Origin of the sequence: Aquisalinus flavus (genome assembly GCF_014640095.1) — a bacterium.
GTDB lineage: Bacteria > Pseudomonadota > Alphaproteobacteria > Caulobacterales > Parvularculaceae > Aquisalinus > Aquisalinus flavus.
On the sequence record NZ_BMGH01000001.1, the window covers coordinates 961691 to 974588 of the forward strand.

General features: G+C 61.1%; 13 protein-coding genes. 10 read left to right on the forward strand and 3 right to left on the reverse strand.

Features of this window, described 5'->3' with window-relative positions:
* Positions 1–33 precede the first annotated feature (33 nt).
* Positions 34–699, reverse strand: a complete 666-nt coding sequence (locus tag IEV88_RS04320) for an alpha/beta hydrolase (RefSeq protein ID WP_188160040.1) — start codon at positions 697–699, stop codon at positions 34–36.
* 234 nt (positions 700–933) lie between these two features.
* Here IEV88_RS04320 and IEV88_RS04325 point away from each other — a divergent pair, with 234 nt between their 5' ends.
* The 10 genes from IEV88_RS04325 (at position 934) to IEV88_RS04370 (ending at position 9934) form a co-directional block, all read left to right on the forward strand.
* The gene (locus tag IEV88_RS04325) at positions 934–1398 is read left to right on the forward strand and encodes an Rrf2 family transcriptional regulator (RefSeq protein WP_188160041.1); all 465 of its coding nucleotides are present in this window, start codon (positions 934–936) and stop codon (positions 1396–1398) included.
* Positions 1395–2570: a cysteine desulfurase family protein gene (locus IEV88_RS04330; RefSeq protein ID WP_188160042.1), complete on the forward strand. Its 1176-nt coding sequence runs from the start codon at positions 1395–1397 to the stop codon at positions 2568–2570. The genes IEV88_RS04325 and IEV88_RS04330 overlap by 4 nt, the downstream gene beginning before the upstream one ends.
* A 69-nt stretch (positions 2571–2639) precedes the next feature.
* Positions 2640–4139 (forward strand): Fe-S cluster assembly protein SufB, encoded by a 1500-nt coding sequence (gene sufB, locus IEV88_RS04335; protein ID WP_373291176.1) that lies wholly within the window; start codon positions 2640–2642, stop codon positions 4137–4139.
* A 19-nt stretch (positions 4140–4158) separates the two neighbouring features.
* On the forward strand, positions 4159–4908 hold the full coding sequence (gene sufC / locus IEV88_RS04340; RefSeq protein ID WP_188160044.1) for a Fe-S cluster assembly ATPase SufC: 750 nt from the start codon (positions 4159–4161) through the stop codon (positions 4906–4908).
* 3 nt (positions 4909–4911) lie between these two features.
* Positions 4912–6108, forward strand: coding sequence for a Fe-S cluster assembly protein SufD (gene sufD / locus IEV88_RS04345; RefSeq protein WP_188160045.1), 1197 nt, complete (start codon positions 4912–4914; stop codon positions 6106–6108).
* On the forward strand, positions 6105–6494 hold the full coding sequence (locus tag IEV88_RS04350; protein ID WP_188160046.1) for a hypothetical protein: 390 nt from the start codon (positions 6105–6107) through the stop codon (positions 6492–6494). Before sufD ends, IEV88_RS04350 begins: the two co-directional genes overlap by 4 nt.
* Positions 6491–7711, forward strand: coding sequence for a cysteine desulfurase (locus IEV88_RS04355; RefSeq protein ID WP_188160047.1), 1221 nt, complete (start codon positions 6491–6493; stop codon positions 7709–7711). The genes IEV88_RS04350 and IEV88_RS04355 overlap by 4 nt, the downstream gene beginning before the upstream one ends.
* A complete protein-coding gene (locus IEV88_RS04360) occupies positions 7708–8127 on the forward strand; it encodes an SUF system Fe-S cluster assembly protein (RefSeq protein WP_188160048.1) in 420 nt (139 codons plus the stop codon). The genes IEV88_RS04355 and IEV88_RS04360 overlap by 4 nt, the downstream gene beginning before the upstream one ends.
* On the forward strand, positions 8128–8502 hold the full coding sequence (locus IEV88_RS04365) for a HesB/IscA family protein (protein ID WP_188160049.1): 375 nt from the start codon (positions 8128–8130) through the stop codon (positions 8500–8502).
* A 370-nt stretch (positions 8503–8872) separates the two neighbouring features.
* Positions 8873–9934 (forward strand): phytase, encoded by a 1062-nt coding sequence (locus IEV88_RS04370; RefSeq protein WP_188160050.1) that lies wholly within the window; start codon positions 8873–8875, stop codon positions 9932–9934.
* A gap of 99 nt (positions 9935–10033) precedes the next feature.
* Here IEV88_RS04370 and IEV88_RS04375 read toward each other — a convergent pair whose 3' ends face one another.
* Positions 10034–11200, reverse strand: a complete 1167-nt coding sequence (locus IEV88_RS04375) for a cystathionine gamma-synthase (RefSeq protein ID WP_188160051.1) — start codon at positions 11198–11200, stop codon at positions 10034–10036.
* 14 nt (positions 11201–11214) lie between these two features.
* Positions 11215–12600: a pyridoxal-phosphate dependent enzyme gene (locus IEV88_RS04380; protein WP_188160052.1), complete on the reverse strand. Its 1386-nt coding sequence runs from the start codon at positions 12598–12600 to the stop codon at positions 11215–11217.
* Positions 12601–12898: the final 298 nt, after the last annotated feature.

The window sequence follows — 12898 nt, forward strand, 5'->3', positions numbered from 1 at the left end:
AAGCCTCTGGCCGTATGGCTGGCCAGGTGCTGACTAGTCGAAATATTCCCCTTCGGGCGGCTGCTTCAGCCGCCGGTCGAGATAGCCTTCGGCGACTTTCATATAGTCCTCGAGATTGCTTTCGAAGAAGTGGTCCGCCCCGGGCACCATGGAAAATTCGACCTTGCGGCCCTTCTGGGTGCGCGTCTTGGCGACCATGTCTTCCGTTTCCTGCCACGCGCAGATGCGGTCATGCTCGCCATGGATGACGATGCCGGAGGACGGGCAGGGCGCGAGGAAGGTAAAGTCGTACAGGTTGGCGCAGGCCGACGCCGAGATGAAGCCGACAATCTCAGGCCGGCGCATCAGCAATTGCATGCCGATCCATGAGCCGAAGGAAAAGCCGGCGACCCAGACAAAAGGGGCGTTCGGGTTCAGCGATTGCAGGTAGTCGAGCGCTGTCGCGGCATCGGACAGTTCGCCCTGGCCCTGGTCGTATTCGCCCTGGGAGCGGCCGACGCCACGGAAATTGAAGCGCAGGACTGCAAAGCCGCGGCGGGCGAACATGTGATACATTTCGTAGCACAGCTTGTTGTTCATGGTGCCGCCGAACTGGGGATGGGGATGCAGGATCAGCGCGATTGGCGCGTTTTCCCCTTTTCCCTTCTGATAACGGCCTTCCAGGCGGCCTTCCGGACCGGCAAAGATAACTTCTGGCATGATTGAATCTTACCTGTGCGGCATTTGAGGGGCGACAGCCTGACTGACCTGGTCAGGATTGGGGATGACAAAGCCCGAAAACTCGCTCATAAACCGCTGGTTAATGTTGACTGTTCTGGTCAGGTTTCCTACATCCCGATCACGGAAGCGCAGGGTGAAGCTGGTGCTATACCACGTTTTTTCCCGATTTCCACAAAAGACGGACATTGCCCACATTAAAGGAGTGTCGTGCCGATGAAATTGACTGCAAAAGCGCGTTATGCCGTGACGGCGCTCGCCGATATCGCCGCCTTTGGCGATGACGGACCTGTGGCGCTGTCCGATATTGCGGCGCGGCAGGTGATCTCGGCGACCTTCCTCGAGCAACTCTTCGCCAAGCTGCGCAAGGCCGGGCTGGTCGAAAGCCGTCGCGGGGCCAATGGCGGCTATGTACTGACTGCCGCGCCGACTCAGATCCGCGTGTCGGATATCGTTCGTGCGGTCGATGAGCCGATTCGCACCACGGCCTGCCAGCCGGGCGAGCATATCGGCTGCGCCGGGACGACAGCCCGCTGCCTGACCCATGATCTATGGGACGAGCTTGGCCGCCATATCGACGTGTTCCTGTCCTCCGTCACGCTGGCCGATATCACCGGCAAGAAGGTGCTGGGCCGCGCCATGGTCGGCGAGCCCGTCGAGGCGCTGGAGGTGGCGAAATGAGCAGATTGTTTCTCGACCATAATGCGACGACGCCGATCAAGCCGGCCGTGAAAGACGCAATGATCGCGGCGATGGAGGCCGGCAATCCGTCTTCCGTTCACGCCGAAGGGCGCAAGGCCAAGGCGCTGATCGAGGCCGCGCGCGCCGATGTCGCCGCTGCCTGCGATGCGCCGAAGGAGGGGATCATCTTCACCTCCGGCGGCACCGAGGCGATCAACATGGCGCTCTACGGCATCGCCCGCCGCGAGAAGCAGCCGGTGACCCGGCTGATCGTCTCCGGCATCGAGCACAATGCGACCCTGCGCTGCGCACGCGCGCTGGAACAGCAAGGCCTCGATCTCGAAATCATACCGACGCTCGAGAATGGCCGCGCCGATACGGATTGGCTGAAATCCCGGCTTGCTGATTATGCCCCGGAAAAGGAAGGCATTTTCATGGTTTGCCTGATGCTGGCGAACAATGAAACCGGCGTTATTCAGGACGTTTCCGGCATCACGTCGGCGATCTTTGCCAAGGGCGGCTACCTGTTCGTCGACGCCGTGCAGGCGTTTGGTAAAATGCCGATCAGTTTCAGCAACTTGCAGGCCGATCTTATGGCCGTGTCGGCACACAAGATCAACGGCCCGAAAGGGGCCGGTGCGCTGCTGAGCAAGCCCGCCGTGCCGCTCGCGCCGCTGGTACAAGGGGGCGGCCAGGAGATGAGCCGCCGGGCCGGGACCGAAGGGATCATCACCATTGCCGGCTTCTCGGCGGCGGCCCGCGAAATTGATCTTGATAGCGCCAAGAGGCTCGAGGCGATCCGCGACCGGATCGAGGCCGGGCTGAAGCAGATGGATATTCCGGGGCTGAAGATCTTCGGTGAGGACGCCCCGCGCGTGCCGAATACGACCTGCTTCGCCGCACCGGGCTTCCGCGCCGAGACCCAGATCATGGCGCTCGACCTGGCCGGGATCGCGATCTCGGCGGGGTCTGCCTGTTCCTCGGGCAAGGTGACGGCGAGCCATGTCACGACCGCGATGGGGGCAAGCTCAGAGGAGGCCGAATGCTCGATCCGGGTCTCACTCGGTTTTGATACGCCGGACGACGCGGCAGAGATATTTCTGAAGGAATGGAGCGCGGCCTATGCCCGCGCCACAAAACGCGCCAGCCAGTCGGCAACGACCGCAGCGTAAAGGACGATTGAGATGTCACAGACCAGAGAAACAGTCGTGAAGGAAGGGATCGATCAGGCGACGGTCGAAATGACCCGCGAGCTTGAGACCTACAAGCACGGCTTCATCACCAATATCGAATCCGAGAAGGCGCCCAAGGGCCTGACCGAGGACACTGTGCGTTATATCTCCGCCAAGAAGGACGAGCCGCAATGGATGCTCGACTGGCGGCTGGAAGCATTTGCGCGCTGGAAGGAAATGGATGAGCCGACCTGGGCCCATGTCAAATATCCGGCCATCAACTATCAGGACCATTACTACTATTCCGCACCGAAGTCCGGGTCGAAATATGAATCGATCGACGACGTGCCGCCGGAAATACTCGCCGATTTCGAGAAGCTCGGCATTCCGTTGAGAGAAGCCGAAGTGCTGCTCGGCGTCGAGGGCGCTGGCCAGACGCCCGGCGAGGCGCGCACCGATGCCGGCGTTGGCGGCGAGGGCGTTGCGCGGCAGAAAGTCGCCGTCGATGCAGTCTTCGATAGCGTCTCCGTTGCCACCACCTTCAAGAAGGAGCTGGAGAAGGCGGGCGTCATCTTCATGTCGATCTCCGAGGCGATCCGCGAGCACCCAGAGCTGGTCAAGAAATATATCGGCTCGGTCGTGCCGACGTCGGACAATTTCTTCGCGACGCTGAACACGGCGGTCTTTTCCGACGGCACCTTCGTCTATGTGCCGCCCGGCGTGCGCTGCCCGATGGAGCTGTCGACATACTTTCGCATCAATGAGGCCAATACCGGCCAGTTCGAGCGCACGCTGATCGTCGCCGACAAGGGCTCTTACGTTTCTTACCTCGAGGGCTGTACCGCGCCGATGCGCGACGAAAACCAGTTGCATGCTGCCGTCGTCGAGCTGGTGGCGCTGGAAGATGCCGAGATCAAATATTCCACCGTCCAGAACTGGTATCCCGGCGACAAGGACGGCAAGGGCGGTATCTATAATTTCGTGACCAAGCGCGGCGACTGCCGCGAGGCGCGCTCGAAGATTTCGTGGACGCAGGTCGAGACCGGCTCTGCCGTCACCTGGAAATACCCGTCCTGCATCCTGCGCGGTGACAACAGCGTCGGCGAGTTCTATTCCATCGCCATCACCAATAATCATCAGCAGGCGGACACCGGTACAAAAATGATCCATCTCGGCAGGAACACGACGAGCCGGATCATCTCCAAGGGCATCGCCGCCGGCTTCTCCGATCAGACCTATCGCGGGCTCGTTTCGGTCCACCGAAAGGCAGAAGGCGTGCGTAATTTCACCCAGTGCGATTCGCTGTTGATCGGTGACCAGTGCGGTGCCCACACCGTGCCCTATATCGAGGCGAAGAATTCCAGCGCGGTGCTGGAGCATGAGGCAACGACTTCTCGCCTGTCGGAAGACCAGCTGTTCTATTGCATGCAGCGCGGCCTGAACGAGGAAGAGGCGGTGTCGCTTCTGGTAAACGGTTTCTGCAAGGATGTTCTCCAGCAACTACCGATGGAATTTGCCGTAGAAGCGCAAAAGCTGCTCGAGGTCAGCCTCGAAGGTAGCGTTGGTTAGATAGAAATAGAGATTCAATATGCTGAAAATTGACGATTTACACATCACCGTCCAGGAGACGGAAATCCTGAAAGGGCTGTCGCTGGAGGTTCCCGCGGGCGAGGTTCATGCCATCATGGGGCCGAATGGTTCCGGCAAGTCGACCCTGTCCTATGCCATTACCGGTCGCGAGGATTATGAGGTCACCCAAGGCGACATCACCCTCGATGGCGACAGCCTTCTGGAGATGGACCCGAATGAGCGGGCGGCCAAGGGTCTGTTCCTGTCGTTCCAGCATCCGCTGGAAATCCCGGGTGTCGCGACGATGAGCTTCATCCGCACTGCCCTCAACGCCCAGCGCAAGGCGCGGGGTGAGAATGAAGTGACCGCGGCAGACTTCCTGCGCGCGATCCGCGAGAAGGCGAAGATCGTCGGCTTGTCCGACGAGAAGCTGAAGCGCCCGTTCAATGTCGGCTTTTCCGGCGGCGAGAAGAAGCGCATGGAAATGCTGCAGATGGCGATGCTGGAGCCGCGCTTCGGCATTCTCGACGAGACGGATTCCGGCCTCGATATCGACGCGCTGAAAATGGTCGGCGAGGTCGTCAACGAGATGCGCGGACCGGATCGCGGGTTCCTCGTCATCACCCACTATCAGCGCCTGCTCGACTATGTGAAGCCGGACCGCGTGCATGTGCTCGCGGATGGCCGCATCGTGGAAAGCGGCGGGCCGGAGATCGCCCGCGAGCTCGAAGAGCATGGCTATGACAAATATATTCAGAGTGCCGCATAAATCATGAGACCAAACCACCAGTTCACGGAATTCGAGAAAGCGCTGATCGCGTCGATGCCAGCTGAGGGCAGCGAGGCGGGCGCGATCCTGTCCGGTACCGGCCTGCCGTCGCGCCGCGACGAGCGCTGGAAATGGACCGATGTTCGCGCCGCCCTGCGTGAGGAAAAGCAGTCCTCGGTGCAGTCGGTTTCGTCCCGCGCACCACTGCTGTCGCTGGACCAGCCGATCGAGTTTCTGTTCGCCAATGGCCATTTGAGCCAGGCTCCCGCAGGTCTGCCTGAAGGGCTGACGCTGTCGCGTGGCGGCGACTATCCGCTGTTCAGGGAAAATCTGCCGAATATCGCGACGGAAAAGGCCGAGGCGACCTATGTGCTGACCGTGTCGGGCAAGCTCGACCGCCCGATCCACCTGCGCTTCCTTTCAGAAGGCAGCGGCATGCACCATACCAGCGTGCAGGTCGTGCTGGAGGAGGGCGCCGAGGCGAGTATTGTCGAGAGCCTCGAAGGCAGCGATGGCGCATGGTTCGCCAATGGCGTGATGCGCTTCAGACTGGCCAAGGGCGCAAGCCTTGAAAGGCTGATCCTTCAGCAGGCGCATGATGACGCCGTGCAGGTTCATTTTGCGATGGCCAATCTGGCGGCGGGCGCGAATTTCACGCAAGGCACGCTCGGCTTCGGCTCGAAGCTTTGCCGGCTGGAAACGCAAGTGCTGCATGAGGGCGAGGGCGCCCGCGCCGTGCTGAATGGCGCATACCTCCTCTCCGGCAGACGCCATCTCGATAATACCACGGATGTCGGCCACACCGTGCCCGGCTGTGTGACCGAGGAGCTGTACAAGGGTGTGCTCGCCGACAAGGGGCGCGGCGTGTTCCAGGGCCGGTTCTATGTCGCCAGGGACGCGCAGAAGACCGATGCCCGCATGGCGCATAATGCGCTGCTGTTGTCGGACGAGGCGGAGGTCGATGCCAAGCCGGAACTGATGATCTATGCTGACGATGTCCAGTGCGCCCACGGCAATACCGCCGGGGCGCTCGACACCGAGGCGCTGTTCTACATGCGCCAGCGCGGCCTGTCCGAGGCACAGGCCCGCGCCATGCTGGTGCAGGCCTTCGTCGTCGAGGCGTTCGGGCATATCTCCAACGAGGACGTGAAGGCCCGTCTGATGGTGCTGATCGAGACATGGCTGGAGGCTCAATCATGAAGATGCGAGGAGTCACCCCCGGTACCCGTACCCTGTTCGAAGGGCTGGTCGTCGTGTCCTTTGTGCTTACCATCGCACAAAGCCTGCTCCAGGCGGAATCCAGTTTTGCCGTAAATGATACGGCCATCGCGCTGACCAAGCTTTTCATTGGCCCGCTGATCGGCCTGGCTTTGGCCTTTGCCGTCTCACGTCTGCGCAGTGTCATCGCGGCGGTCCTGTATCTGGTTCTGATGATCATCGCCGTACTGATAACTGCATCCGATATTGCTGCTGGTGATCCGCTGAATCTGATATTCATCATCGGGCTAGTTGCCGTCATTTGTGATGTTGCGGCTGCGCTGATCATCATGAAATGGATTGTTGGGCGCAGGGAGGTATCAGCATGAGTTTTGACGCAACATCCTTCCGCGAGCAGTTCCCGATCCTGAATACGGAGATATATGGCAAGTCGCTCGCCTATCTCGACAATGCTGCCTCGGTGCAGAAGCCGCAGATCGTCATTGACCGGATCAACGAGGTTCTCACCGGCGGCTATGCCAATGTCCATCGCGGGCTGCACTACCTGTCGAACAAGGCAACGGCGGATTACGAGAAGGCGCGCGACAGCGTCGCCAAATATCTGAACGCCGCGGACCGCGACGAGATCGTGTTCACCGCCGGGGGGACCGACGCGATGAACCTTGTCGCGCAGTCGCTCGGCGTGTCGCAGATCGGCGAGGGCGACGAGATCATCCTTTCCGTCATGGAGCACCATTCCAATATCGTGCCCTGGCACTTGCTGCGCGAGCGCAAGGGCGCGGTGATCAAATGGGTCGATGTCGACGATGACGGCCATATCGACCTGGACGCCTACCGGGCGCTGTTCACCGACCGAACCAAGATCGTCTCGATCACCGGCCTGTCCAACGTGCTGGGTGTCGTGCCGCCGATCAGGGAAATGGCCGCCATCGCCCATGAGCGTGGCGTCCTGTTCCTGACCGATGGCTGCCAGCATGCCGTACACGGACCGGTGGACGTGCAGGCGCTGGGCGTCGATTTCTATGTCCTGACCGGGCACAAGATCTATGGCCCGAACGGCATCGGGGCGCTTTACGGGCGCAAGGACGTTCTGGCGACCATGCCGCCATTCAAGGGCGGCGGCGAGATGATCGACACGGTCAGCATGGACGAGGTCACCTATAATGATCCGCCGCACCGGTTCGAGGCGGGCACGCCGCCGATCACCGAGGCGATCGCGCTGGGCGCCGCGCTCGACTGGATGATGGAGCAGGACATGGACGGTCTGCGGGCGCATGAGCGGGCGCTGACCGATCACGCCATGGAGGCGCTGACCGGCCTCAACTGGATTAACCTTTATGGCCGCGCGAAAGACAAGGGCCCGGTCATCGCTTTCAATCTCAATGGTGCACACCCACATGATGTTTCAACCGTGCTCGACCGGCAGGGCGTTGCGATCCGCGCCGGGCACCATTGCTGCCAGCCGCTGATGCGCCGCCTGGGCGTGACGGCGACGGGCCGGGCGAGTTTTGCCGCCTACAACACACACGAAGACATCGACCAATTCGTCAAGGCGCTGCACAAGGCGCAGGAGTTATTCGCATGAGCGACACGCACGACATGATCGACCTGAAGAAACCGGCCGAGCCTGCCGTCACCGATATACCGGCGGAAGGCGCAGCCCTGTCTGGGTCGGGCAAGGAGATGAGCCAGGACGAGATCGACAAGATCACGACAGAGATCGTCAAGGCGCTGAAGACCGTCTACGATCCGGAGATACCGGTTGATATCTATGAGCTGGGCCTCATCTATAAGGTGGACTTCGACGACGGTAATGTTGAGGTCGAGATGACCCTGACTGCGCCGGGCTGCCCCGTGGCAGGCGAAATGCCGATCTGGGTCGAGAACGCCGTCACCGATGTCGAGGGCGTGAACAGGACCAAGGTCAACATGGTGTTCGATCCGCCCTGGACGCCGGACCGGATGTCGGACGAAGCGAAACTGGAACTGGGATTCATGTAAATGGCACGTATCAAGAAAAAAGCCGTGACGCTGACAGATGCCGCCGCCGGGCGGATGCGCGAGATCATGGATCAGGCGGCGGAGACCTATACCGGCGTGCGCATCGGCGTGAAAAACGGCGGCTGTGCCGGCATGGAATACACGATGGCCTATGCCGAGGCACCGGAGCCGCTGGAAGAAGTTGTCGAGGAAAACGGCATCACCGTCTATATCGACCCGAAGGCGATCCTGTTCCTGCTTGGCACGGAAATCGACTATCAGGTCGAGAAATTGTCGGCGAGATTCGTCTTCAACAATCCCAACCAGACCGATGCCTGCGGTTGCGGCGAGAGCGTGACGATCGTGCCGGTTCGGCAGGAAGTCGCCGACGCGTAACCGTTGGGCAATAATTTTTGTGCGGCCCAGCGAAAAAATGCACGCCGGACGCTTTTGAGGCGAAAGCGTCACGCAAGTGTCAATCCGGTGTAACAATACCGGCGCAATAGCCCCTGTATTGTGGTTCAATCGCAGGGCATTTTCATGAATCAGACCGTTGCTCTTCCGGGCGCTCTGGTACCGGGAAACGAGATCCAGCGCGCGGAAGCGAGCGGAGCCTGCACGGTCACGATGGGGGCTGACTTTCAGGTCTAGGTGGGGGGAGTAAGGGCCGGACCTCCCTCCGGCCTTTACTTTTGAGCCACACTACCCTCTTAAATGGGCGCGTCACCAGTATGGGACGCGCCCTGATAATTTTGGAGAGATGATTATGAAGAGATTTTTCGGGATCAGCTGCCTCGCCCTCCTGTCCGCCTGCGCCACGGATATGGACGCACTGGTCTATGATGATGCGGCCAGTGTGCCTGTCGTTTATGCCAAGGCGGAAACCGTGCCGGTGGAATCGACCGATGACGCGGCGGACGATCCGGCGATCTGGATCAACGCTTCCGATCCTGCCTCCAGCTATATTCTGGGCACGGACAAGCAGGCCGGTCTCGGCATCTACACCCTGTCCGGCGCTATCCAGCAATTCATTCCTGCCGGCCGGCTGAACAATGTCGATCTGCGCCAGGGCGTCACCGTCGGCCTGTGGGAAGGCGACCTTGCGGCGGCGACCAACCGGACTGATGACAGTGTGACCCTGTTCACGGTCGACGGGGAAGGCGCCAATGTCTTCGGTTCTTTCGCGGCGGAACTGCCCGAACCCTATGGCATGTGCATGGGGCAGGTGGGCAGGGACCTGATCGTCTTCATCACCTACAAGACCGGGGAGGTCGATGCCCACAAGCTTCTCTCCGCCAATGGTAATGAGACGCTGCAGGAGCGCATCGGCCGGATCAAGTTCGACACCCAGCTGGAAGGCTGTGTCGTCGATGATGCGACGGACACGCTCTATATCGGCGAGGAGATGCGCGGCGTATGGAAGACGTCGGTTGCATCCTCGATCGACGGCCTGAAATATACGCCGCCGGTGCTGATCGACGAAATCGACGGCGCGACCGGGATCACCGGCGATGTCGAAGGCGTGGCGCTGTATAAATCCGATGCGGCGAGCTATCTCGTCATCTCCTCCCAGGGCAATGACTCTTATGCGGTCTATGACCTCGACGGGGATAACAATTTCCGCGGACGCTTCCGCATTGCTGCCAGCGAGGAAACCGGCATTGACGGCGCACAGGAAACAGACGGCATCGCCATCAGCTCCGCGCCGCTCGGGCCTGACTATCCTGAAGGCGTGCTGGTCGCGCAGGACGGGTTCAATCGCGGCGCGACCCAGAACTTCAAGATCGTCGACTGGCGCGACGTGAAGGCGGCGCTGGGCCTGGAATAGGTATCGAGCCTCGTCCTTCGTGGCCGCTTCGCGGCCCCTCAGGATGAGGCTTTTTGTTGGTCTTCGCCCTGAGCTGGCCAGCGCGCTGACCCACGAGGGCTAGAAACCGTCAAGCGCCTGTTCGAGGTCGCCGATCAGGTCGTCGCAATCCTCGACGCCCACGGAGATGCGCACTAGGCCATCGGCAATGCCCATTTCCTCGCGCCGTTCCTTCGGGATCGAGGCATGGGTCATGATCGCCGGGTGTTCGATCAGGCTTTCGACCCCGCCGAGGCTTTCCGCGAGGGTAAAGATCCGTACACGCTCGAGAAAGGTGCGCGAGGCTTCGAGCCCGCCTTTGAGATAGATCGTGATCATGCCGCCAAAGCCGTCCATCTGCCTTTTGGCGACGGCGTGCTGCGGGTGGCTCTCCAGCCCCGGATGCAGAACCTTTTCGACCGCCGGATGCGCCTCCAGCCATTCGGCGATGCGCTGGCCGGACTGGCAGTGGCGTTCCATGCGCAGGGCAAGCGTCTTGAGGCCGCGCAGGGCGAGGAAGGAATCCTGGGGGCCGAGCTGTGCGCCGACGGAGTTCTGCAAGAAGGCGAGCTTCTCGGCGCGTTCGTCATCCTTGACCACCAGCACGCCGGCAACGACATCGGAATGGCCATTGAGGAACTTGGTCGCCGAATGCATGACGATGTCGGCACCAAGATCGAGCGGGCGCTGGCAATAGGGCGAGGCGAACGTGTTGTCGACGCCGACAGTGACGCCGGCCTCCCGGGCGATCTTCGCGACCGCTTCGATATCGATGACTTTCAGGAGCGGGTTGGTCGGCGTCTCGATCCAGACCAGCTTCGTTTCCGGCCTGATCGCATCGCGCAGGTTTTCCGGGTTGGTCAGATCGACATAGGAGAAGGAGGTATTGGCCGACTCCTTCCGGACCCGCTCGAACAGGCGGAAGGTGCCGCCATAGACATCATCGGTCGCGATGATGTGGCTGCCCGCCGGAAACATTTCCAGCATGGTCGAGATCGCGCCCATGCCACTGGCGAAGGCAAAGCCGCGGGTGCCGTTTTCGAGGTCGGCGATACAGCGCTCATAGGCAAAGCGCGTCGGGTTGTGGCCGCGGGCATAGACGAAGCCCTTGTGCTTGCCGGGGCTCTCCTGGGCATAGGTCGAGGTCTGGTAGATCGGCTGCATCACCGCGCCGGTCGTCGGGTCGGGAGACTGACCGGCATGGATGACGCGGGTGGCGAAAGACGGGCGGTTTTTCTTGTCGGTCATGTATCGGCTCCCAATCACGAAATCTGCAGGCGGAGATAGGACAGGAGGTCGGATCGGGTGATCAGTCCCTCGAACGTGCCATCCTTCACCACCACGGCGACGCGGCCCTTGGCGAAGATCGGCAACAGATCCTCCTGCGGCGCGGTGGCGTCGATCGTCTCGACACGGTCGGTCATGGCCGAGGAGACCGGATAGCGGAACCGGTCCTTGTCGCGCACGACGGAGAACAGCAAATCTTCCTCGTCGAGCAGGCCGACGATCTTGCCATCGTCGAGCACCGGCAGTTGAGAGATGTCATAGAGCTTCATCCGGCCATAGGCCTGCATCAGCGTGTCGCCCGGCTTGCAGGTGATCGTCGCGTGTTCGGAATGACGGCGCGAGATCAGGTCGGTCAGGTCGTTCGCGGGCGGGCGCTTGATGAAGCCATTGTCGTACATCCAGTGGTCGTTGAACATTTTCGACAGGTATTTGTCGCCGCGGTCGCAGACGAAGGCGACGACGCGCTTCTTTTCTGTCTGCGCGCGGCAATATTTCAGCGCCGTCGCGAATAGCGTGCCCGACGACGAGCCGCCGAGAATGCCTTCCTTGCGCAGCAGCTCGCGCGCCGCCTCGAAACTCTCCACGTCGGTGATCGAATAGGCTGTGTGCACCTTGGACAGGTCGCAGGTGTCGGGGATGAAATCCTCGCCAATGCCCTCGACCAGCCACGAGCCGACCTCGTTCGGGATCTGCCCGGTATTGACATAGTCCGTCAGTATGGAGCCTTTCGGGTCGGCGAGGATACATTCGGTCTTGGGCGAGACGCGGGCGAAATAGCGCGACAGGCCGGTGATGGTGCCGCCGGAGCCGACACCGGCGATGATCGCGTCGACATCATGGTCCATCTGGCCCCAGATTTCCGGGCCGGTGAGCTCCTCATGGGCCTTCGGGTTCGCCTCATTGGCGAACTGGTTGACGTAGAAGGCGCCGGTCTCTTCCGCGATGCGGGCGGCGACGTCCTGGTAATAGTCAGCATGCCCCTTACCGACGTCGGAGCGGGTCAGCTGCACCTTGGCGCCAAGGGCCTTGAGGTGAAAAATCTTTTCCTGCGCCATCTTGTCGGGCACGACGATGGTCAGCGTATAGCCTTTGCGAGCGGCGACGAGGGCGAGAGCGAGGCCGGTATTGCCCGCCGTTGCCTCGACGATCGCGCCGCCGGGCTTGAGCCGGCCATCGGCCTCTGCCGCCTCGATCATCGCGATGCCGATGCGGTCCTTGATCGAGCCCCCGGGGTTCTGGCTCTCCAGCTTCAGATAGAGCTCGCACGGGCCGGTATCGATGGTGGAGACCTTGACCAGCGGCGTCCTGCCGATGCCCTCGAGCACATTGTCATAGACCGGGCCGAATTCAGTTTCCGTCATCGCGTGGACCTTTCCTCATCTGGCGTCGTGATGGGAATGGCGTAACACACGGGTGAGTTCACGCAAGCGGGCCGGAGAAGGACGCCAAATTGTGCCACGGGGCGGAACAGACGCGCGATTTTCGGTCGCGACATGGGGGGCGGAAATTCCTGAAATACCGTTTTACCTGAAGCAGGTTTTCATGTTTTGCTTTATCGGATCATCAAAAAACTCCATAAAAACAGGGTGATTCCTTTACGGGGTGGCGGCGCACCGGTCTCGGTCATGGGGGCCGTTTGTGAGGATAGGCCGTCGGAAA